Raw genomic sequence first — 22,562 nt, 5'->3', positions numbered from 1 at the left:
GATCACGGAGGGTTTGATCCTCTACCTGTCTTAATCCCCTGTTGCCTTGTTTTCCTGAAGGGAGTGAAATCAACGTGTCATCAACTAACGCTATCCACCCAAAATCGAGAGTCAACAACTCAGAAAGTATTTTTGACTTCGTTCAGTCGGTTAGCAAGGTCACGGCTGGGACGCTGCTGAGTGTCACAATGTTAGCCAGTTCAGTTGTCGCTGGCGGGCTAGTGGGTTTAGCCGTCAGTTTCCGAAATCTACCCGATGTGCGGGTTCTGCAAAGCTACGCACCGACAGAAACCACCTACATCTACGACATCCAGGGCAGACCGCTGGCCAGCCTTCACGATGAAGCCAACCGGGAAGTCATTTCCCTCGATGAAATCTCACCTCACCTCAAGCGTGCAGTTCTAGCGATTGAAGACAGCAATTTCTACTACCACAAAGGAATTTATCCCACAGGAATTATCCGGGCTTTTGTTGCCAACTTAGAAAGTGGCAATACGGTAGAAGGGGGTTCGACTCTAACGATGCAGTTGGTGAAAAACCTGTTTCTCTCACCGAACCGTACCATTAGCCGGAAAGCCGCAGAAGCGGTCATGGCGATTCGGTTAGAACAAATTTTAGCCAAAGATGAGATTTTAGAGCTATATCTCAACCAAGTCTACTGGGGTCATAACCTGTACGGCGTAGAAACCGCCTCTCGAAGTTATTTTAATAAATCCGCCAGTGACCTGACCCTAGCGGAAGCTTCAATGTTAGCGGGTTTAATACCAGCACCGGAAGATTATAGTCCGTTTGTAGACTACAAAAAATCCAAGCAGAGACAACTGACGGTTTTGCAACGGATGCGGGAGTTAAAATGGATTACCGCAGAAGAAGAAGCCATTGCCCGCAAACAACCCTTACTCGTCGGCGCGATTACCTCATTTAAACAAAGTCAGTTACCCTACGTCACCGAAGCCGTGGTTCAGGAGTTAACCCGTAAGTTTGGCCGAGATGCCGTCCTCAAAGGCGGAATGCGCGTACAAACCACGATTGATATTAACTTCCAACGCATGGCGGAACAGGTGGTTAGCACCTGGCATGAACGTCTGTATTATTGGGGTGTTTACGGCAGTTGGGACAATGGTCAAATTGCTCTGGCTGCTGTAGACCCGAGAACCCATTTTGTCAAAGCAATGGTGGGCGGTGCTGACTATAAAACCAGTCAATACAACCGTGCTATTCAAGCTCAACGTCAACCGGGTTCAGCCTTTAAACCGTTTGTTTACTATACCGCCTTTGCGACGGGTAAATATTCCCCAGAGTCAACCGTGTATGATTCACCCGTGAGTTATCCTGATGGTGATGGCTACTATTCTCCTCGCAACTACGGCGGTGGTTATTCAGGGGCAGTGAGTGTTCGTTCAGCTTTAGAAAGTTCTCTAAATATTCCCGCCGTGAAGTTAGGCCAAGAGGTGGGACTGAACCAAGTGATTGAAGTTTGCCGGATTTTGGGCTTCAAGAGTCCAATGGACCCCGTAATTTCCTTACCGTTAGGTTCAGTCGATGTCACGCCAATGGAAATGGCTGGGGGTTTTGCGACGTTTGCCAATAATGGTTGGCATTCAGATCCGACGTTCATTGTCCAAGTTACCGACAGTCAGGGGAATGTGTTGTTGGATAATACCCCTAAACCCAGACTGGTCTTAAATCAGTGGGCCGTTGCTTCCCTCAACAGTAGCTTACAAGGGGTAATCACCGGAGGAACCGGAACCCGAGCGCAAATTGGCCGTCCTGCGGCCGGAAAAACCGGAACCACCTCTTCAGAGCGAGATGTCTGGTTTGTCGGGTATACGCCGCAACTGTCAACGGCGGTTTGGGTGGGTAATGATGACTACACTCCTCTGGCTTCTGGGTCTACCGGAGGAACGACTGTGGCGCCCATTTGGCGAGATTTTATGAGTCGCGCTCTTTCGGGTCAGTCAGGGCAGGGGTTTCCACCTCCGTCCAACTTTGAACGACCCTAAAAAATATCTGTCACCGCTTTTTGAAGACAGGGATGCTGAGAACAACTCTGTTTGATTGTTGAATTGGCATCGTACAATAGAAATAGGCAAGAAATCTTGGGTTGCTCTGTCTTGTTGCGGATAAATAAGCCGTAGCGTTCCGGGGTGAAGTTGCCAACAGCCGGAGGGAAGTGCAAATCGCACTCAGCCGTGTTTACCCTCGCTCTTTGGTTTAGGTTTTGATTTGCTAGGTACTTTTTACGACGTTATGAATCAGCAGAACCCCGTTTCCTCGTCCGATACGCCAACCAAAGTAGAAGTTTCTATTCAGATAGACTCCGAGTTGCTCGATCAGATCAAACATCTGACCAATGATCCGAGTAAAGTCGTAGAAACTGCTTTGCGTCAATGGCTTCGAGGTGAGCGTCCCGAAGATGAATTAGCTTTGACGCTCCAGCGCAATCCTCCCGTTCCTCCTCGCGGTGAATGGAATGACTAGCTAGAGATCGATAGCTCCCCCCTCTGTCTAATCTGGTAGAGAGGGAGCCGATTTCAAGTATCGGTTTGCTAGCTCTGTGTCTCAGTTTGAGCGATAGACTGAAGACAAAAATCACAGAAAGTTGTTAATCTTTGAATGGATGAATCAATCCAAGATAGAGAATCAAAAGCTAGAATCAAAGACTATTAGTAGTTTAAGCTTCCTGATGTCTGAATCTAGCTCAATGGATGGGTTTTATCCTTCTGATGATCTCAGATGATGTTGTTGAGTCCAAGGTGCAGCTTAATTCCCCTAAACTGCGTTGAGGTAAAGGTTCCCTGTCGCGAGCGCTGATGAACTCCAATACAGATTTTCAGCTTTCAAACTCATTTCCTGCCGAGATTTGGCGAGAGTTGGGGGCTGATTTGGTATTTATTCAGGATGTATCCGGTAAGTATCTGTCGTTTTTTTGGCAACAGAGCGAATCCTATGATCTTTGTGCTGACCAAGTGGTAGGCTCTCAGATGGGGGAAACGTTTGGGCCTGCTTTGCTTGAACCCTATTTAGAGCGAATTCATCGGGTTCTGGAAAGTTCGATTCCCGAGCGATTTAGTTATCCCTTTCTCTATCAGGAGCATTATATTCCCTTAGAATTAGTGATCAGTCCGATTTTGACCCCCAACGGCAAAGCGAGTCGGGTACTGGTGATGGGTCGAAGTCTCGAACCCAGCGAAATCAATTCTGAGGCTGACCTCGAAGAAATTATTGCTTATCGTTCTTTACCGTCAAACTTCGATATCCAGCAAAAAATGCTGGTGCAAATTGCCGGAACAATTTGTCGGACGGTTCCCCCCAGTTCCCAAATTTATCAAACCCTTTTGAGTAAAATTACTCAAAAAATTCGCCGCACTCTTGATCTCAAGCAAATCTGGCAGCAAACCGTGTCCAGTCTGGGTCAGGTTCTCCAAGTCAATCGCTGCATTATTTGCCCTTACAAACCTGATCGCACCCACGAAAATGTTCGTTTCCAATACACTCAAGTTGTCGCTGAATATCGTCAAGACCCCTACGAAACGCTGCTTGGCTCGGAAGTGTCTATTGACCAGGAATGGGGTTGGAGTCAAGCTTTAGCAACTTTAGAACCAATTGCTCTTGAACGCACGGCTACCTCTGAAGACCCCTACAAACGTCATTCGGTTTTGGTGATTGCCACTTCCTATCTTGATCAACCCAATGGTATAATTCGACCGAACGGTTTGATCGCTCTACATCAATGCGATCACTTTCGTCAGTGGACTTTGGCTGAAATTGATTTTGTCCGAGAACTGGCGACTCATGTCGGAACGGCGATCGCTCATGCGACTCTCTATCAGGAACTCGAAGAAGCCCGAGCCGAAGCAGAAGCCTCTTCCCGTCTCAAAAGTGAATTTCTGGCGAATACCTCTCACGAACTGCGTACCCCGCTTAATGGTATTATTGGCTTTCTCAAGCTGGTTATAGATGGTTTAGTTGATGATCGTGAAGAAGAACGAGAATTTGTCCAGGAAGCCCATCGTGCGGCTATACATTTGCTGAATTTGATTAACGATGTGTTAGATATTGCCAAGATCGAAGCCGGGAAAATGGAAATCGACTTCGCTCTCGTCAAAGTGAGTGAACTGTTAAAAGAAGTCGAACAGTTTACCAAAACTCAAGTTCAACAAAAGGGATTAAATTTATCAATTCACGAACATTCATACTCCAAAACTTTAATCGTCTATGCCAACTATCAACGCCTCCTGCAAGTCATGCTCAACTTAGTGGGAAATGCCATCAAATTCACCCATGAAGGGGGTGTGAATATTAGTTTAGGACTCGTTCAAAAAAAAGTCATCTTTCAAAATCAAGAATTTCCGGGTTTGGTGGAATTTAGAGTCACGGATACCGGAATTGGTGTACCCTTAGAAAAGCAAGATCGCCTGTTTAAAGCTTTTTCTCAGGTCGATACGGGCTACACTCGTCAATATGGCGGTACAGGTTTGGGATTAGTGATTTCTCAAAAATTAGTACAAGCGATGGGCGGCAGCGTTAAGTTCTACAGTCTGGGCGATGGTCTCGGATCAACGGTCACTTTTACCGTTCCGTTGTATCAAGAACCTGAACAAAATAACGCTGAAAATCATAATATTTTTTTGGATGAAACCTCCAAGTTTTAACCTTAAACTCAATTCCATCTAAAAATGCTGAAAGGGTACTGTTACTATAGCGAAGCTTAGTGACAGGGGAATTGAAGCCAAAAATCAAAAGCGCGATTCTACGATATTATTCGGGAGCCTCTTGGTTCTGGACATAAGCCTTGAGTTCTTCCAAAGTTACACCTCCGCAACTGGAAATCAAATAAGCTCCCGTCCAAAAGACAGGTTTGAAATAAAATTTATTGACTTGGGCGGGAAATTCTTTACGAATAAGCCTACTACTAACTGTCTTTAGGCTGTTAATCAGTTTGCTGGTTTGAACCTTGGGATTGTAGTCAATCAGTAAGTGAACATGATCTTCTTCACCGTTAAATTCAACAAGGGTTGATTCCCACTTAATGCAAGTATCACGAAAGATCTGCTCCAATCGGTCAAGGATTTCCTTATTAATAACCCGTTTGCGGTATTTAGTCACAAAGACAAGGTGAGCTTGAAGTTTATAACAAGCTCCAGGACGAAGATGATAAGACATAGCACTAAGCTTGATACCAACCTACAATATTCTAATGAGACTAACACACATCTACAAACTACAGCCATCCGCCGAGCAGGTTGCCAAAATGGAAACCTGGCTTGAGATGTTGCGGAGACATCACAACTACGCACTCGGTCAAAGGTTTGACTGGCGGAGGAGGACGAGATGTCAAATAGATAGATGTAGCCTAGTTTCAGAACCAATTGGAGACATCCCAGAAAACTTCCCTGGTTACAACTTTCAAGCCGGAGAGCTTAAGACAACCAAAGAACTGTTTCCTGTTTACAAGGAAATTCATGCTGAGGTTCAACAGCAAAATCTCAAACGACTGGACTTGTCCTGGGATAGATGGACGAAACCCGATAAGTCGGGGAAAAGAGCGGGGAGACCCAAATTCAAAAAGAAAGGACAATTGCGCTCCTTTACTTTTCCTCGCATTAATTGCCCCAAAGCAGGTGTCAACAAAATTGAGAATGGGTTATTAACTTTGTCAAAGATAGGGTCGATGCCTGTGATTATGCACCGACCTTTTCCTGATGGGTTTGAACTCCTGACGGCAACTATTGTTAAAAAAGCTGACGGATGGTACGTCGCGATATCCTTAGAGGATGATACTGTTCCGACAGCAAAACCAATAGATGAAATCAAAAGTGCTGTTGGAATTGATTTGGGACTGAAGTCTTTCGTGCGATTCGTTGGCTAGAAACCAATCTACACAGGATTTGGGGGATTAGCCGCAAGGTCAAATATAGAACCTTGACAACTTGATAGACATGAAGGTGAGAGGAAGTATCCTAGAAAACTCAAGTCCTTCCACACAAGTGCAGTGGTGACAGCACTTCCCCTACGGTAGCGACTAGCCATCAATCCGTAAAGCGGGGATGAAAGGAGGTAAAGCTAACAGCCTAAAAGTTGGTTTCCTACGAGCAAGAACCCATGAGTAACGAAAGTGAAGGCACGTTTAAAACATCGTCATTAGTAACCAGTGGAATAAGGCTTTTACACTGGAGCCAAAAGGCAAAGGATAAGGAGATGGCAGTGAAAGAATGACCATCAAGCACTTCCAATAAACCCGGTGTAGAGTGTCGCTCTAAAGGTTCAAACAATGTCTATCAGGAACGAAGTAACCTCTCGTATGCTCTCAGGGTGGTCGATTCCCTGAGTAGGTGCTAACTGGATGCTGCGAGTAGGAAAGATTGAGTCAGAAGCGAACGCCTTGGGTAACTCCAAGGATAGGCAGACAGACTCACGGTGAAATGTAGGATAGAGGTTCAAGTCGTAATGAAAACGTCAAAAGCACGGGGATTCTCCCCGATGATTGAATGGAAGGCGATACCCTGGCATAAGCTAGAGCGTAAAGTCTTTAAGTTACAAAAGCGCATCTATCAAGCCTCTCAACGTGGCAATGTAAAGTTAGTTCGCGGACTCCAGAAGATATTGATGAAGTCCTGGTCAGCAAGAGCTTTATCGGTTCGTAGAGTTTCCCAAGATAACCAAGGGAAAAAGACAGCAGGTGTGGATGGGCAAAAGAACCTAACCCCAAAGCAACGTCTTGCCCTAACAGGGGAATTAAAACTTGGAACTAAGGTCAGCCCAACTAGGCGAGTATGGATTCCCAAGCCAGGAACGGAAGAGAAACGACCATTAGGAATACCTACGATGAAAGACCGAGCCTTGCAAGTGCTTGTCAAAATGGCATTAGAGCCAGAATGGGAGGCACGATTTGAACCGAACTCATACGGGTTCAGAACCGGACGCTCATGCCATGATGCAATTGAGGCAATCTATACAAGCATTCACTGCAAATCGAAATATGTATTGGATGCAGATATAGCCAAGTGTTTCGACCGCATCGACCATAAAGCACTGCTTAACAAATTGAATACATTTCCCACCATACGCCGTCAAATACGAGCATGGTTAAAAGCGGGAGTGATGGATAATATGCAGTACCTCGAAACATCTGAGGGAACGCCACAAGGAGGGGTCATTTCTCCTCTTTTGGCTAACATCTCCCTTCACGGGATGGAAGAACGGGTGAAAGAATTTGCTGATACTCTTCCTACTAAGAGTGGTTTTGGCAAAAGGGATAATCGAAAAGCCCTGAACTTCATCCGGTATGCCGATGACTTCGTTATTCTCCACGAAGACATAACCGTTGTCCAAAGATGCAAGGAGATTATCTCTGAATGGTTAAAAGGCATGGGATTGGAGTTAAAGCCTAACAAAACTAGAATTACTCACACCCTCAATCAGTGTGAGCAAGAACAACCAGGTTTCAACTTCCTTGGTTTTAATATACGTCAATTCCCCGTAGGTAAATACCATTCAGGTAAAACCTCAAGGGGAAATAGACAACTAGGCTTTAAGACCATCATCACTCCAAGCAAGGAAAAGCAGAAGGTACATTACGACAAAATAGCAGCAGTAATTGAAGCTCATAAGACTGCACCGCAAGCGGCACTCATCAGTCGATTAAACCCCATCATCAGGGGGTGGGCAAATTACTACTCAACCGTAATAAGCAAGGAGGCATTCTCAGATTTAGACAGCCTCATTTTCCTAAAACTTTTTGCTTGGGCGAAACGCCGACACCCAAACAAATCAAAAGAATGGGTGGTAAAGAAATATTGGCAAACAATAAAAGGCGATAACTGGGTATTCGCAACCAGGTCTGAGGGTAAAAACCCAATGCGGTCACAGAAACATAGCGCCACTGAAATCAAGCGTCATGTAAAAGTTAAAGGCGAATCGTCACCATACGACGGAAACCTGGTTTACTGGAGTACAAGAATGGGTAACAACCCTGAAATGCCTAAAAGGGTATCCAAACTCTTAAAGAAGCAAAAAGGGAAGTGTACCTACTGCGGATTAATATTCCGTGAAAACGATGTGATGGAAGTTGACCACAGAATCCCCAAATCAAAAGGTGGAAAGGATTCTTATGAAAATTGGGACTTACTTCATAGACACTGCCACGACACAAAGACAACCAGCGATGGTAGTCTGGGCAAAAATCCGGTTGTAACAGCACCGAGCCTAAGCCCACTAAAAAGACTTGAGAAAGTCGGGGATAAATGGGTAATGAGGTATGCGTGATAAGCAACATATCACTGAGGAGCCGTGTGAGGTGAAGCGCGACGTGCAAAGTCGCTATTGATGAATAGAGAGCCGACTCTCTCTGGGGTACTTCTGTCCAGTCCCCATATAAAAGACTCTACAGAGTCCGGTCACAGCAGAAGTAAGTAATGAAACTGTTGGAGTGCAGACCATAAAAGTGTCTAAGCTGATAGCCTAAATCGGTAGTGATGCGAGGGGAAGAACTGGAAGGGTTAACGATAAGTGAACTGCTAATCTAGCTCCGTGATACACGAAAAGGTGAAACCAGGCTGAAACACCTTAACCAAAATGGTAAGTAGCAAGGTTGTTGAAAGTTTCACTATTCAACAAAGAAGTCCGAACGCTACCGGAGTATGAGCGGAACCCTAACCAATTCGCAAATCATCAAACGGCGAAACACGGTAAGTCCAATAGACTCTCTGTTGTCCGACAACGGAGTAAGCCGAGAGTAATTGAAGCCGAACGTCTAGGGGATAAAGGAAGTCAGAAAAAGCGAACGCCCCTGTGTAATGCAGAGGATAAGGGTTGAGGAATTGCACCAACATCACACCGCCTGAAAACGGCAGCCCACTTCTGACAGGTCTTAAACGATAAACACACTTCAAAGAAACCCAACTGAGTTAAAAGATGGAAACCCCAACGGTTATCGGAGACAAAGGACATCTTCAAGACTGGTCAGAGATTAACTGGAAAGCAGTAATGAAGAATGTTAGGAATCTAAGGAAGCGGATTTATCGTGCTACACAGAACGGTCAGTGGAATCAGGTCAGAAGCCTGACAAAACTGATGCTCAGGAGCTACAACAATCTACTTTGGTCTGTGCGAAAAGTTACCCAATTGAATCAAGGAAAACGAACACCTGGTGTAGATAAGGAGGTGGCATTAACACCAGAACAACGGGTAAAACTCATCCGAGAAATGAGGCAATATACCTTCTGGAAAGTGAAACCGAACAAACGGGTTTACATCCCAAAAGCCAATGGTAAACAACGACCACTAGGCATACCCACCATCAGAGATAGAGTCGCACAAACCGTCGTTAAAAACGCCCTAGAACCCATCTGGGAAGCTCAATTCGAGCCAAACAGTTTTGGTTTCCGAGCCGGAAGAAGTTGCCACGATGCCATAGAGCAATGTTTCTTACGCCTACAAGGTAATAGAGACACATGGGTATTAGATGCCGATATCAGTGGATTCTTCGACCACATCTCCCACCAAGTTATTCTAGATTCCATCGGGAATTTTCCCGCCCGCAACCTCATTAAACAGTGGCTAAAGGCAGGATACTTGGATAAAGGACAACACCACGACACAGCAAGCGGTACGCCACAAGGTGGCACAATTAGCCCTCTTTTGGCAAACATTGGACTACATGGCTTAGAACAATTCTTGAATCAATTCAAGAAGAAAAAAGGCAGTTACAAATCCAATCGATACGGTTTCATTCGATACGCGGATGATTTCGTCGTGACCGCCACCTGTCAAGAAGACCTCGAAGAAATTCTACCCAAAATTGAAGAATGGCTGGCACAAAAGGGACTACAACTGAATAGAGAGAAAACCCGGATTGTACATATCAGTGAAGGATTCAACTTCTTGGGGTTTAATCTCAGACAATATCAAGGCAAACTTCTCATCAAACCGCAAAAACAAAAAGTTCTCTCATTCCTACAATTAATTAGGGATTGGCTCAGAACCAACCGGGCGGTTGAACAGAAAATTGTTATTGAACAACTCAACCCTAAACTTCGCGGCTTTGGTAACTATTATCGTCATGCAGTCAGCAAAGAAGTGTTCAATTATATTCATTCAGAAGTATGGATAGCACTTTGGAGATGGGCTAAAAGACGACACCCTAATAAGGGAAAAAGATGGATTGCGAACCGATACTTTCAAATCAGAGGCAGAGGATGGGAATTCACTTGCCAGATCAAAGACCGAAAAGGAGTTTCAAAAGAAAAAATCCTATTTAATATCGCAAGTATCCCCATTGAACGCCATATTAAAGTAAAAGGAACCGCATCCCCGGATGACCCCACCCTACAAGAGTATTGGGCAAAGAGAGCCAGAAAATCTGGCAAAACCATCTGGGATAAAGGGTCTAAATATTATCAAATCGCCCAAAACCAGAACTGGAAATGCCCAATTTGTGGGGAAAAACTACACAACGGAGAGGCTCTAGAAACTCACCACATTATAGCTTTGGCAAAAGGGGGTACGGAGGATATTGACAATCTTCAGCACCTACACAAGATTTGCCATAAAACCATACACAGTGGTAGACGTTCTGTTAAAGCAAAGGCTTGAGCCGGATGATGCGAGGAGTGTCAAGTCCGGTTCTGAGGGGAGAAAGATACGGTGACGTATGCTCTCTTACCCGACAGTCTCACGCACGGTTTTGGAGAGCAACGGCTCTCGTAAGAGAGTCGTTGACTTTAATCTTGTCACATCTAATGGGGAATCTGTAGACGTTCAGCAACATTACAGAAAAACCCAGAGGCATCTGGCTAGACAACAGAAAAAGCTAGCTAGAAAGCAATCCAGTTCTGTTAATTCCCAAAAGCAAAAGCCAAAAATTTCTCTTGTCCACCAGCGAATAGGTAGAAAGAGAAAGGATTTTCATTACAATGTTGCTCACCAACTCGTCAAAAAATACGACTTAATAGCAGTCGAAGATCTGAACATCTTGGGACTGGCAAGAACAAGATTAGCTAAATCGATCTACGATGTAGCTTGGGGAAAATTCCTAACAATATTAGAAGCAGTGGCTCTAAGAAGCGGCGTACATTTTGTTAAGGTAAATCCTCACAGCACAACCGTAGACTGTTCTTCCTGTAAAACCAAAGTTCCCAAAACTCTTTCTGTTCGTCTTCATCAATGCCCCAAGTGCGGGATTGAAATCGACCGGGACGAGAACGCTGCAATTAATATCCTTCACAAAGGATTAACCACCCTGGGACTCACGGTGGCTGCCTGTGGACGGTTAAGTGATTACACTCCGAATGAAGCAGGAATTCCTAATAGTGATGTTAGGATGCTGACACTATATTCGCAGAATTAGTGTCAGAGTATGTCACAGATTAAGATAATCTAGATACTGTTCAACTCAATCTTTATATTTAGATGAAACCTGGATCAGAACCGCCGGAAATTCTCCAACAACGTCTTTTTTATCAGGGACGTCGTTTTAGCTACGAAGTCAACCGTCTTCGCATTCCTAACGGCGCTGTCGGGGAATGGGAATGTATTCGTCATCCGGGTGGCGCCTTGGTTATTCCCGTGACTTCCGAGGGAAAATTAGTATTAGTGCGACAATATCGCTTCGCCATAGAAGGACGCACCCTGGAATTTCCCGCCGGAACCATTGATAATAATGAAGATCCCGCCGATACCGTCAAGCGTGAAATTCAAGAAGAAACGGGTTATCGCGCCCATAAATGGCGTAAACTCGGACAATTTATTCTCGCGCCCGGTTATTCTGATGAAATAATTTATTCTTTTTTAGCCGAAGATTTAGAAAAACTTGAAAAGCCACCCGCCCAAGATGAGGATGAAGATATTGATGTTGTATTGATGACACCCCAAGAGTTAGAACAAGCTATCCTAGACGGTGAACCTGTAGACTCTAAATCAATTTCTAGCTTATTACTTGCTAAACCGTTTCTCCAAAGCTGAGGATATTAATTCGGCTCACTTACTCACTGTCTCTTTTTTTCTGTTTTTATGTCAGATTTGATTTTATTTTGGCATCGTCGTGATCTGCGTATTTCTGATAATAAAGGATTAGCCGCCGCTCGACAAAAGAGTGATCAAGTAGTGGGCATATTTTGTCTTGATCCGAATATTCTGCAAAAAGATGATGTCGCACCTGTTAGAGTTACCTATATGATTGGCTGCTTACAACAGCTTCAACACCAGTACCAAAAAGTTGGCAGTCAATTATTGATTCTACAGGATCAGCCCAGTCAAGCTATTCCTAAACTGGCTCAAGCATTAGAAGCGAAAGCGGTTTTTTGGAACTCCGATGTTGAACCCTACGCAAAAGAACGTGATCAGGCGGTTTCTGAAGCGTTAAAAGCGGCGAATATTACGGTTGAAACCTTTTGGGATCAGTTACTTCATTCACCCGATGAAATCCGAACTAAATCCGGGAATGAACCCTATAAAGTTTATACGCCCTATTGGAATAGTTGGAGTAAAAAACATAAGGAAAAACCAATTAATACTTTTGCGAATCATCCAAGGGGACTAACGGAAATTGAGTTCAAAACAGCCCAAGAAAATGGAGTGATTGATTTACCCACCGCCAAAGATTTAGGCTTTGTTTGGGAGAATGAGTTGGTCTTAGAACCCGGAGAAGAAGCGGCTCAAAATCGCTTAGAAGAATTTGGCGATCGCGCTTTATTTGAATATGATGAACAACGGAATTTTCCCGCGAATGATGGCACTTCTCAACTGAGTGCAGCGTTAAAATTTGGAGTGATTGGGATTCGTACCGTTTGGGCAAAAACCGTTGAAGCGATGGAAAATACTCGCAGTGATGAAGCCCGTAATCATATTAAAGCATGGCAACAAGAACTCGCATGGCGGGAATTTTATCAACAGGCAATGTATCACTTTCCTGAACTCGCAAAAGGCCCCTATCGTGATCATTTTAAAGACTTTCCTTGGCGGAATAATCCAGAACATTTTCAAGCTTGGTGTGAAGGAAAAACCGGATATCCGATTGTTGATGCAGCGATGCGACAACTCAATGAAAGTGGATGGATGCACAACCGTTGTCGGATGATTGTTGCCAATTTTCTCACCAAAGATTTAATGATTAATTGGCAATGGGGCGAGAAATATTTTATGCAAAAATTGATCGATGGGGATTTATCGGCTAATAATGGGGGCTGGCAATGGAGTGCGTCGAGTGGGATGGACCCTAAACCCTTGAGAATTTTTAACCCGATTACTCAAGCCCAAAAATATGATCCAGAGGGTGAATATATTCGCCAATGGCTACCAGAATTAAGCAGTTTAGAGACAGAAGATTTAGTGACTGGAAAAATCTCATCAAAAGATCGGGAAGCTTGTGACTATCCCGAACCTATTGTTGATCACAACCAGCAACAAAAACAATTTAAGTCTCTCTATCAAGAACAAAAACAAGCGTTCTAAACTTTTAGAACTCGGTAAATTAACGTCGTTGCTATCAAAGCACTTCCTAAAGCCAATGCAGGCGGAACAAATGGAACCCATAACCCCTGTTCAATCAGTAGAATATAACAATAACGATGCAAAATCCAAAGTATAGGAATTGCAGCACCAACAGCAATAGCGGGACGGAACCAACGGGCGAGTAAACCGCCAATTAATGCCCAAGCTAAAACCCAAATGTTTTCTTGCCAGTCAGGCCACCATGTTAATAATTGTCGTCCATCTGTAACCGCACTCACCAGTTGAGAAATCATGTGGCCCTGAAGAAAAACCTCAGACATTTCTCCATAGGGAGTCGAATAAATGGTTTCAAATTCAGGAACACTTGTGCCAATTAGAACTATCTTATCTTTCACTAAAGCCGGATCAATTGTACCTTGCAACACTTCTGTCATCGTTGTTCGGGGTGCGACTTCACTCTTTGTGGCTCGATAATTTAACAGCAGTTGTGTCTTGTCAATATCAAGAAGGTGATCATAACCTCCTGAATTTAGGGTGAGAGGATTCAGTTTAACATTACCTAACTCAAAATTTCGTCTTTCTTGATAGATCTCGGCAGGTAGAATTTTCTCATCAGACAAATAACGCAATGCCACTAATAAATTAAAAGATAACTCACTTTGACAAGGCGAAATTTGCATATCTTCTGGCGGTTCTAGACTGATTAATTGGCGACGAATCGTTCGATCTCGATCTAAAACCTGATCGCTAAATCCGATTCTGTGTTTCCAATTTGCGCCTTGAACGGCATGAGGAGAAGCGGCGCGACCCGTGTTACTGAGATTTTCTCCGATATCGCATTGACTAATGAATCGATCATCATCTTTAAAACGACTAATTAGGGTTTTATATTCCGGTTTGAGTTGATAATCTCGATAGAGGGTTAAACCAATAACACGAGGTTCTAATGCAGCCAGCTTTTCGACTAATTGGGTGAGATAACCATCACTAATTGACTTATGTTTTCCTTCATAGGGAGGTCGAACTTGAGCATTAACATCACTGCGATCAATATCAACAATTAACATTTTCGAGTCTAGCGTTTCGGCCGGACGCGATCGCATAAAATGATCAAAAGTATTCAATTCTAATAACTCTAACTGTCCAAAGTCTCGAATAAAAATAATTGAAAAAGCCGCAATTAAACTCGCAAATACCGCCATAATAATGCGGATAAACCTGCGCCTTTGTTTGCTCGTCTTTAATATTTTTGCCTCGGAAATATCCGAATCTTCAATCTCTTGAACACCCGACTTTTTCAGACGTAGATCTTGCCAACTCGGGGGAATATCAGCTAAATTCTGAAAAATCAGAGGGAGCCAAGTTGCTCCCGGTAATTCTTGAAAATCTTCTAATCTTTTTTGGGCTTTATGAACGGCTGCATACAACGGTTCTCCCGTCGAATATTCGATGAGAAACTCTTTCAAAAAAGACTGAGCAACCAAATCCGGCACTGATTCCTGCATAACAATTGTTACCGGAATTTGCCATTGAATCAACTCCTGTGCCAACCCCAACCCATCACAGGAATTAAACACGGCAATTTTTAAGCCATTGTTAATCGCTTCTTTCAGGGTATTTTTAAACTCATCCAGCCTTAAACTTTCTTGATCGCTGAGATAAATTCGACCCGTGTTTTCTTCCGTTTTACTATGACCTGCAAAAAATAAAATATCCCAACCTTTTTGTTGGCGGAGGGTTTTAATAAACTGCGTGGAACGGGGTTGATGTAAAAACGTTACCTCGGCGCCTTTTAACTTGCATATTGCCTCTTGATCCGGTTGTAAATTCAGATTGCGTTTATCGCCCAAAACCGCCAAAATCCGCACTTTATTGGTGCGAGTAGAACGTTGCGACGCGGTAAAATTTGCACTAAATCCGGGTAAGGTATAACCCAAACCAATGTGATATTCTTCGAGCAAATCCCAAACGTGCCAGGGCAACTTCCAAAGTCGAGGATTTTTAGTTTGAATAACGAGGCGAATTTCTTCTTCTCCTTTGGCAAATTCTGCCCCCAAACGTTCCCGAATACATTGCCATTTCGGAGTAGAAGATTGCAGCCATTGTTTCATGCGTTTTTCAACATCTCGCACCAAACGTTGACAGCGAGAAAAATCATCAACCGTCGAAGAATTGCTTTGAAAACTCTCATCAATTTCCCAAGCTTCTTCTGTTGCGGTGTTGAGACGTCTACTCGACTGACTTGCTGCTTTGAGGCGACGAAAACGAGTTTGCCAACTGACATAACTTCCCTCCAAACCTGGGTTGGGGGGAAGTTGACCCTCTAGTTCAGCCAGAAGGCGGTTGTCATCGGTTTTGATCTGAAGCAAGACATCAAAACCTTGCTCGAAACTACCTGATCCTACCTTGAGTATTACAACCTTGCCCATAGAGGCTATCCTATCTATACTGTTTGACTCTGGACACCGCACCCTTTCAGGTTTCTAGAAGCGAGACAGTATTTGAGTTTCTTGAATGATCTCCCGCTATTTTACCAAAAATTGCCGCACACGCCCCTACCTTCAGGTATGGGGATATAAGGCTCTTTCTAATGCTATAATAACTCAACTGGCAGGGTATTCAACCAGTTGAAAAACCCAGCATCTAATCGATGCAATGAACCTTGAAAACTTAAGGTACGGGGTTCTTGCCAGGAATGCTTTGGCCATATAAAACCTTAAAGCACCAAGTACAGAGAATCAAGCATTTTTTTCTCAAGTACGGTAGGGCATACCGAAACTATCTCTGAAATGAGATGAACGACTGGGGAGACTCACCCCTCTGGAGTTGATTGGGAAACCAGTTGGCTTTAAGGGTTGTCAATGAATCAGTAATCCAAAGCCGTGAGGCTTGGAGAATCCCCTTTCTTTAGAAATGGGGAGTATGTCAATTCTTACTTATTGTACAGATAGCCCAAATCTATAGCAAATATTAACACAAAGGGGTTTGAAAAAAGTTTACCCCTCCCTATTGTCCTATTGGCTGCGATCGCAATTATGCCAGAAATTCTTCTGTCACAGTCATTGAACCCAGTTGCACCTGCACCTGAAAACCCGTTTCAGGCGGTGGACTAAAACGACGTCCAATGCTGCGATCCAAACCCCGACCTTGATTATCGCTTCTCGCTTCGACTTGGAGGCGCGTTTCTCCCGACATTGACAACACCCTCAAGGTTAAACCCCCAGGTAAAACTGTCAAAGATCCCAGAGGTTCGACTTGCAACCATACCCCAATGCGATCATTGGCTTTCGGCTTGATAGCTACCATCAAAGCCACTTGTTTAGCGTTGCGTTTTGGGGTTAAATCAATCGCTCTGACTCGTCTAATTCCAGCTTGAGGATGGTTTGGGTCTAGTTTACCTAAACTCAGGGCCGCTTGCCAACGAGTTTCTTCGTCTTCGGTGGTTTCCAACAGTTCGGTTAAAGCGTTAATCGTTGTAGAATTAGTAACGCCCATGTCACCCAAAACCCCCGCCGCTTGGGCGCGAACATCTTCCGGCTGATCGGGTTCTAATAAACGCAGAACCGCCGCCACTGAGTCCAGATTTTCAATCACCGCCGTCTCTCCCCCCCGAACCGCAAGAAGTTCCGGCGGAAATAACAATGTTTCTACCGTTTCCCAACCTGTTGTGACGGTATTTTGCAGCCATTGACGCAAATTTACTGAAGTTGGGACAGTTTCCGGCAGGGGGGATGATAGCAGGTGTTCGAGTAACTCATCGGGCGATCGCAATTGTCTTAAAGAGATCGAGTTCTCGGCGGTTTCGACAAAGCCTAACAGCGTGGCTAATTCCTGTTCTAAGTCCAGTTCGACCACAACATAAGCAATACGGTCTGTTTGGACTTCTGGCGGCACAAAACAAGCCGTTGAGTCCAAATCCCCATCAGACGTTCGGGGACGACATTCTAAGCGACCTCGACCCACAACTTCTAAATCAGCCACATCGGCATACAGACGGACAGCCGGGTTCCAACTATCACCTGCCGTTAAATTGGTGGGAATTCCCATAATTCGCAAGTAGTTATTCACCATGCAAACCGCCAAAGTATTCAGATAAACCTGTGTGGCTCTCTGTGGAGTCGGTTGCTGGGCGGCAAATTCTGCGGCTACGGTTTTAGCTTGATTCGGGATCAGTAAGGGAATGGAGAAATCGTCTAGGGTTTGCATGAATTGGCTGATCATGACTGCCTTTTTTTGCGAGTTTTTGAAGGATCAAGATACCCCTGAGAAATTCCGAATTCTCGCAATAGGGGTAAACATTTGCGATTATAAAATTTCGGCAAATCTTTAGCTTCGGCAGGTGTGAGGTCAAAGTCTGAGGCTATATCATTCCAGGGCGTTTCCGATGGAAAGCGTTTTTGAAAAAGAACCTGACAGTTAATTTCAGGGCAATTTCTAAAGCAAGTTTCGCATAACACCCGATCGGGATCACGATTCACCCATTCTGTCGTTTTATCCCAAATTTCGAGAACGGGTTGAAGATCGGGGTTAGCCGCAACTCTCTCGATGGGATCTGTAAAGTCTGTTTCTGGGTTGGATAAACTAACTTGGCGGTTTAGCTGCCGATATTTGCGATCGCGCCAAGTTCTCAGACGTTTTTTTAGATGGTTATCTAGCCAGGTAATGACACTGGCTCGCTCAGGATCGTACTCCTCGAGGTTGCCGCAGCAGTATTCCCAAGTTTCCTGGAGTGCATCATTGTAGTATTCGCTGTTCTCTCTCCAGAGCTTCCCCGATCGCATGATCGTCCGAATCATCTGATTGAGTCTTTGCCGACGTTCTACACTCTCAGGAGGGTAGGTACAAGCCTCGGCAACAAGTTGACGGAGTTGAACGTGTATGTTGTCCATAGAGGGGTATTTAGTTATGCGGGTTGCCGATGTCTTTTTCGCAGATTAACCCTAAAAAAACAATTTTTCCAGATGTTGCGAAAACTTGAGTTAAGCGTCGCTATATCTTGATGAACGCTCTAACAACAGCTTGATGAGCTTTTACACAGCTTTTTGAACTGTCAGAAGTGAGTTCCCCCTAAAATCGAGTGACCCGTAACCCTGAGCTAATTATTAAGTGGGTTTTATCCTGATCGGATACCTGACAACTCGCAAGTTCAGGACTTAGGCAAAAACTCGGTTTCTAGGTCTTGGCTGTATAAGTTATAAAGTTGCAAACTCCTTTAATCTTAGCTTTGACATTGACGGGTCACTATTTCTTGAGTTGACTTCGGAGATTCAATTATCGGGCAAATCGTCTACGCTCACAAGACCTTTGAGAAAAAATTGATACTAAAATATTTATAACTTTAAGCTTTATTGGCGATCGCTGAATGAGTTTCAGCTTGATCGCCGTTCAAAAAAAGGGATTGTTGCAGAATCCGAAAATCTTCTTAAACCTTACTAAATATTCTCACCAAATATGAGATCATGGCGGCATGAGTAGATTGGTTTCTCTATCAAAAGCGGCGACACTCTTGGGGGTGTCGATATCAACGATCCGGTATCGGGGATTCTTCTGTTTTTTCCCCTCGACTTTATGGGTCAAAAAGTCACAAGAATAAGAATCTGATCAAAGAGTTAAGAGACGTTGCTGAATCCCTCAAATGAGAATTGCATTCAAGACTGAATTAAACCCCAATAACAAACAGCGAACTGCTTTTATGCGTCACGCCGGAACAGCCCGTCATGCTTGGAACTGGGGGTTAGGTCTTACTTTAGCAATTCTTGAACACAACAAAAACAACCCAGAGGAGAAAATTAAATTCCCTTCTGGGATTGATTTACATAAGTGGTTGGTGGCGTTGGTTAAACCCGAAAACCCCTGGTATTACGAATCATCAAAATCTGCCCCTCAGAATGCACTGAGAAACCTAGCAATTGCCTGGAAACGATGTTTTCAAAAAGTCTCAAAGCCACCTCGTTTTAAGAAAAAAGGGAGAGGCGATAGCTTTACCCTTGACGGGTCAATCAAACTAGAACCTTTTAAAGTTAAACTTCCTCGCATTGGCTGGGTGAGAACTTTTGAGCGTATAAGCGATCATATTAAGCCCAAGTCTGTAACGGTGTCCCGAAGGGCAGAGCGATGGTTTGTCAGCTTCAGCTTTGAAGTTGAACCGATGCCAACGCCCAAATTTATTGATGTTGTCGGGGTAGACTTGGGTGTGAAATCTCTGGCTACCCTGTCAACCTCAGAAGTGTTTGAGGGAGCCAAATCTTACCGCCAACTTGAATCCAAACTTTCTCGCTTGCAATGGTTAAATCGTCGGAAAGTTAAAGGTTCAGTTAACTGGAAAAAAGCTACTCTCAAGATAGCTAAACTGCACCGGAAAATCGCTAATATTCGCAAAGACACGCTACACAAACTCACCACATATCTGGCTAAGAACCACAGTCAGATTGTGATTGAAGATCTAAACGTGTCTGGGATGATGGCTAACCACAAGTTAGCTAAAGCTATCGGCGATATGGGTTTTTACGAGTTCAGAAGACAACTTGAATATAAGTGTGAACTTTACGGCTCCAATTTGATTGTTGTTTCTCGTTGGGAACCTTCTACAAAAAAATGCTCGAACTGCGGTCACATTAAAGATTCAATGCCTTTATCTGAGCGTGTTTATCACTGCGAAAAATGCGGTTTCAAATGTGATCGCGATCTAAATGCTGCTAGAAATTTAGCGGCAAAAAACGGATAAGAGAAAGCGGAAGAACGGATTAACTTAACTGTAAAACGCACAGATCTGAGCTGGTCACAGATAGCTTAATCCGTTAAATCCTTGTCCCATCTGTTTTAGTGATGGCGGGTAGCTTGCCCGTGTCAGCCTGCGGACTGGATAGTGCCGACACTTCTAGAATGAAGCGGGAAGAAAACATCGAACCCATCCAACTTAGCCTAGATTTAGGTGGTTTTGGATAGATTCGAGTAAGTTTTTCAGAGCGGATATTAAGAGACAAAACCTAAAACCGGACTGGCTGAACTGGTATTAGAAAAAGCACAGAGTACAAAATCATCGGTTTTAGCATCTAGCGCTTCTAAAGCTTTCGGAGAAAGATCGATAATTCGTTGTGTTTCAGTGCTTGGCCCCCAATCAATTACCCGTACAATCACAGCCCGATTATTTTGGGGATTAACCACCAGTAAATGACGATTTTTCCAAAACTGCATTTTGCTTTGATAATTCCAACGCATCGTGCAGTAATAGTCATCTTTCTGGAGGAGACGTAAAACTTCTCCCGTCAAAGTCGAGGTTTCATCCGAGGCGATCAGTTTATCTTTTTCACCGCCAAACCAAGCCACTTTTCCCTTGACAAACTTTTGGGTCTTAAACTCAACTAATTCACCATAAGGCTCTTTGACAATTCCGTATTTTCGGGTTAAAGTCGGATTTTCTAATCCCCGATAAGGAATACTGTAGCCTGACTGTTCTAAACCTGCATAAAATTGACTCCAACTTGACGGGGCTGAATGCACTTCAGAACCCACTTCAAACGGCCCTGGATCGGGAACATTTCCTTTTTTGATTCGCTGACTTAAAAAGTGAGCTAGCAACGCGCCTAACCATTTTAAACGGGGTTTTAACCATTCGGCTTGTTCAAGACAGCTAAGTTCTCCAAACTCTAAAACTAATTCAGCATCCGTTGTGCGAGTATATTGAAAACCGTAATAGTTTTTCAGGTTTGAGGTGAAGTTATCCGCCATCCATTTATAGGGCCAGTATTTGGAATACAGTTGCTTCCAGGCATTGGCTGCACTTTGATCGGTTTGATCATCATATCCGATTGAGGCACCACTTTTACAAGGGGGATTAGAACCATCAAAGTGAAGAAAAACGGCTATTTTGACATCATATTTTCCTTCTAAAAAGGCATCTTTACGAATCACCTTCACTCCGGCTTCCCGTAAAATTCGGGTGGCTTCATCTGCCACAATAGGAGTCCATTCCTGTTCACATCCTAATGGCCCACAAGCACCTGTTGCCCCTGTGGTTCGGCCTTCGTGACCTGCTTGAATAAGTACATCAGCTTGTACCATGATTACTTCTCCGCTTCTTATAGCATGGTTTTACGGTTTCCCCTGTCCCCTATCAGGATGTCCAATTCAATCTCTTCTATGTTGAGATAGCAGTTAGGATGGGTTTCAAGACAACAGGATTTACGCAACTCCCCTTAGATAAGGTTTCAAAAGTGCGTTAAGCAGCGCTAATAGACCCTCTAAATAGAGGCACTCTCGTAAGTTATAGACAATACAAGTCCCATAGATACTGTTGTGAAGACTCATTTCCAAAAAAATTTAGCGATTTTTGCGAAAACCTAGATTGCTCTTCGTATAACACAACAAAGCGTTCCCCATAGAATCTGAACTGGGAAGTTGCAAATTCATCGATCAATTCTCTTGAGGTTTGAGAATCTATCACTCAAATCGCAGCTTTTTAATGGCTGGAAATAGAAGATTGATCTCAATTGTTCTAAGCTGAATCTTTTCAGTAAATCAAGGAGACATCTACCATGGATCTACTCATGAATCGTGAAAATCCCTTAGAAAATCAACTCGTGGGTTTAGATAATGTTGATGAATTAGATGATGATTCTCAAGAAATGACCGATGGATCAGAAGTTGATAGTGTTGATGATATTTCAATCATTCCTGGTTCATCTATCGTTAATATATTAGATGATGATTTAGATGATGACTTTAACGATGACTTTGACGATGACTTTGATGATGGATTCGTCATTCAACCCGTCAATTTCCTCAATTTAGATTACTACAAAGAAAACAACTCCGACCTGTCTGAACTCAGTGATGATCAATTAGTTTCTCACTTTCAGATTTATGGATTAGATGAAGGACGTTTATTTAATCCTCTTGTAGATCTCAACTATTACAAACAAATCAACTCGGATCTTCCTGATGATTGGACTCCTTCAGACTTATTAGAACATTTGACCAATTTTGGATTAGATGAAGGACGTTTATTTAATCCTCTTGTAGATCTCAACTATTACAAACAAATCAACTCGGATCTTCCTGATGATTGGACTCCTTCAGACTTATTAGAACATTTGACCAATTTTGGATTA

At 43.7% G+C, this 22,562-nt stretch carries 17 protein-coding genes; 11 read left to right on the top strand and 6 right to left on the bottom strand.

The features are described from left to right. The first annotated feature begins 74 nt into the window (after positions 1-74). The 3 genes from VB836_RS27405 to VB836_RS27395 all read left to right on the top strand — a co-directional run bounded on the left by VB836_RS27405 (position 75) and on the right by VB836_RS27395 (position 4,655). Positions 75-2,003, top strand: a complete 1,929-nt coding sequence (locus VB836_RS27405) for a transglycosylase domain-containing protein (RefSeq protein WP_456085770.1) — start codon at positions 75-77, stop codon at positions 2,001-2,003. A gap of 247 nt (positions 2,004-2,250) precedes the next feature. Then, on the top strand, positions 2,251-2,481 hold the full coding sequence (locus VB836_RS27400) for a type II toxin-antitoxin system CcdA family antitoxin (RefSeq protein ID WP_046282284.1): 231 nt from the start codon (positions 2,251-2,253) through the stop codon (positions 2,479-2,481). 332 nt (positions 2,482-2,813) lie between these two features. Beyond that, positions 2,814-4,655: an ATP-binding protein gene (locus VB836_RS27395; RefSeq protein WP_323224315.1), complete on the top strand. Its 1,842-nt coding sequence runs from the start codon at positions 2,814-2,816 to the stop codon at positions 4,653-4,655. Between the two features lie 106 nt (positions 4,656-4,761). Here VB836_RS27395 and tnpA read toward each other — a convergent pair whose 3' ends face one another. Continuing rightward, positions 4,762-5,166: an IS200/IS605 family transposase gene (gene tnpA, locus VB836_RS27390; RefSeq protein WP_323224313.1), complete on the bottom strand. Its 405-nt coding sequence runs from the start codon at positions 5,164-5,166 to the stop codon at positions 4,762-4,764. 88 nt (positions 5,167-5,254) lie between these two features. On the opposite strand from tnpA, the gene VB836_RS27385 reads away from it, so the two are divergent. Together VB836_RS27385 and ltrA (VB836_RS27380) are read left to right on the top strand one after the other, a co-directional pair. Then, entirely contained in the window at positions 5,255-5,872 is a 618-nt protein-coding gene (locus VB836_RS27385; protein WP_407659777.1) for an RNA-guided endonuclease InsQ/TnpB family protein, read from the top strand. A gap of 611 nt (positions 5,873-6,483) precedes the next feature. Then, positions 6,484-8,268: a group II intron reverse transcriptase/maturase gene (ltrA, locus tag VB836_RS27380; RefSeq protein WP_323224309.1), complete on the top strand. Its 1,785-nt coding sequence runs from the start codon at positions 6,484-6,486 to the stop codon at positions 8,266-8,268. 386 nt (positions 8,269-8,654) lie between these two features. Here ltrA (VB836_RS27380) and VB836_RS27375 read toward each other — a convergent pair whose 3' ends face one another. Further along, positions 8,655-8,894, bottom strand: coding sequence for a hypothetical protein (locus VB836_RS27375; RefSeq protein WP_323224306.1), 240 nt, complete (start codon positions 8,892-8,894; stop codon positions 8,655-8,657). 22 nt (positions 8,895-8,916) lie between these two features. On the opposite strand from VB836_RS27375, the gene ltrA (VB836_RS27370) reads away from it, so the two are divergent. The 4 genes from ltrA (VB836_RS27370) to VB836_RS27355 all read left to right on the top strand — a co-directional run bounded on the left by ltrA (VB836_RS27370) (position 8,917) and on the right by VB836_RS27355 (position 13,452). Continuing rightward, positions 8,917-10,596 carry a group II intron reverse transcriptase/maturase gene (gene ltrA, locus VB836_RS27370; RefSeq protein ID WP_323224304.1) on the top strand — a complete coding sequence of 560 codons (1,680 nt, stop codon included), beginning with the start codon at positions 8,917-8,919 and terminating at the stop codon, positions 10,594-10,596. A 58-nt stretch (positions 10,597-10,654) separates the two neighbouring features. After that, positions 10,655-11,350, top strand: a complete 696-nt coding sequence (locus VB836_RS27365) for an RNA-guided endonuclease InsQ/TnpB family protein (RefSeq protein WP_323224302.1) — start codon at positions 10,655-10,657, stop codon at positions 11,348-11,350. 62 nt (positions 11,351-11,412) lie between these two features. Then, on the top strand, positions 11,413-11,964 hold the full coding sequence (locus tag VB836_RS27360) for an NUDIX hydrolase (protein WP_046281196.1): 552 nt from the start codon (positions 11,413-11,415) through the stop codon (positions 11,962-11,964). A gap of 48 nt (positions 11,965-12,012) precedes the next feature. Then, positions 12,013-13,452 (top strand): FAD-binding domain-containing protein, encoded by a 1,440-nt coding sequence (locus VB836_RS27355; protein WP_046281195.1) that lies wholly within the window; start codon positions 12,013-12,015, stop codon positions 13,450-13,452. Here VB836_RS27355 and VB836_RS27350 read toward each other — a convergent pair. The 3 genes from VB836_RS27350 to VB836_RS27340 form a co-directional block, all read right to left on the bottom strand. After that, entirely contained in the window at positions 13,449-15,881 is a 2,433-nt protein-coding gene (locus tag VB836_RS27350) for a CHASE2 domain-containing protein (RefSeq protein WP_323224300.1), read from the bottom strand. The genes VB836_RS27355 and VB836_RS27350 overlap by 4 nt on opposite strands. Positions 15,882-16,485: 604 nt before the next feature. Next, the gene (locus VB836_RS27345; protein WP_323224299.1) at positions 16,486-17,673 is read right to left on the bottom strand and encodes a DUF1822 family protein; all 1,188 of its coding nucleotides are present in this window, start codon (positions 17,671-17,673) and stop codon (positions 16,486-16,488) included. Beyond that, positions 17,670-18,341 (bottom strand): sigma-70 family RNA polymerase sigma factor, encoded by a 672-nt coding sequence (locus tag VB836_RS27340; protein WP_323224297.1) that lies wholly within the window; start codon positions 18,339-18,341, stop codon positions 17,670-17,672. Before VB836_RS27340 ends, VB836_RS27345 begins: the two co-directional genes overlap by 4 nt. Before the next feature lie 746 nt (positions 18,342-19,087). Here VB836_RS27340 and VB836_RS27335 point away from each other — a divergent pair. After that, positions 19,088-20,176, top strand: coding sequence for an RNA-guided endonuclease InsQ/TnpB family protein (locus VB836_RS27335; RefSeq protein WP_323224295.1), 1,089 nt, complete (start codon positions 19,088-19,090; stop codon positions 20,174-20,176). Between the two features lie 248 nt (positions 20,177-20,424). On the opposite strand, the gene VB836_RS27330 is transcribed toward VB836_RS27335, so the two are convergent. Further along, the gene (locus VB836_RS27330) at positions 20,425-21,513 is read right to left on the bottom strand and encodes a hypothetical protein (RefSeq protein ID WP_323224293.1); all 1,089 of its coding nucleotides are present in this window, start codon (positions 21,511-21,513) and stop codon (positions 20,425-20,427) included. A gap of 473 nt (positions 21,514-21,986) precedes the next feature. On the opposite strand from VB836_RS27330, the gene VB836_RS27325 reads away from it, so the two are divergent. Beyond that, a partial coding sequence (locus VB836_RS27325) for a hypothetical protein (protein WP_323224291.1) occupies positions 21,987-22,562 on the top strand: 576 nt, incomplete at its 3' end.

This window comes from Limnoraphis robusta BA-68 BA1, from assembly GCF_034932365.1.
Taxonomy (GTDB): Bacteria; Cyanobacteriota; Cyanobacteriia; order Cyanobacteriales; family Microcoleaceae; genus Capilliphycus; species Capilliphycus robustus.
This window is presented reverse-complemented; position numbering and strand designations above follow the sequence as displayed.

Coding starts and splice junctions, on each gene's coding strand:
- VB836_RS27400 (WP_046282284.1), top strand. CDS start 2,251: ATGAATCAGCAGAACCCCGTTTCCTCGTCCGATACGCCAACCAAAGTA.
- ltrA (WP_323224304.1), top strand. CDS start 8,917: ATGGAAACCCCAACGGTTATCGGAGACAAAGGACATCTTCAAGACTGG.
- VB836_RS27355 (WP_046281195.1), top strand. CDS start 12,013: ATGTCAGATTTGATTTTATTTTGGCATCGTCGTGATCTGCGTATTTCT.
- VB836_RS27330 (WP_323224293.1), bottom strand. CDS start 21,513: ATGGTACAAGCTGATGTACTTATTCAAGCAGGTCACGAAGGCCGAACC.
- VB836_RS27345 (WP_323224299.1), bottom strand. CDS start 17,673: ATGATCAGCCAATTCATGCAAACCCTAGACGATTTCTCCATTCCCTTA.
- VB836_RS27385 (WP_407659777.1), top strand. CDS start 5,255: ATGGAAACCTGGCTTGAGATGTTGCGGAGACATCACAACTACGCACTC.
- VB836_RS27365 (WP_323224302.1), top strand. CDS start 10,655: ATGCTCTCTTACCCGACAGTCTCACGCACGGTTTTGGAGAGCAACGGC.
- VB836_RS27395 (WP_323224315.1), top strand. CDS start 2,814: ATGAACTCCAATACAGATTTTCAGCTTTCAAACTCATTTCCTGCCGAG.
- VB836_RS27340 (WP_323224297.1), bottom strand. CDS start 18,341: ATGGACAACATACACGTTCAACTCCGTCAACTTGTTGCCGAGGCTTGT.
- ltrA (WP_323224309.1), top strand. CDS start 6,484: ATGATTGAATGGAAGGCGATACCCTGGCATAAGCTAGAGCGTAAAGTC.
- VB836_RS27335 (WP_323224295.1), top strand. CDS start 19,088: ATGAGAATTGCATTCAAGACTGAATTAAACCCCAATAACAAACAGCGA.
- VB836_RS27350 (WP_323224300.1), bottom strand. CDS start 15,881: ATGGGCAAGGTTGTAATACTCAAGGTAGGATCAGGTAGTTTCGAGCAA.
- VB836_RS27360 (WP_046281196.1), top strand. CDS start 11,413: ATGAAACCTGGATCAGAACCGCCGGAAATTCTCCAACAACGTCTTTTT.
- tnpA (WP_323224313.1), bottom strand. CDS start 5,166: ATGTCTTATCATCTTCGTCCTGGAGCTTGTTATAAACTTCAAGCTCAC.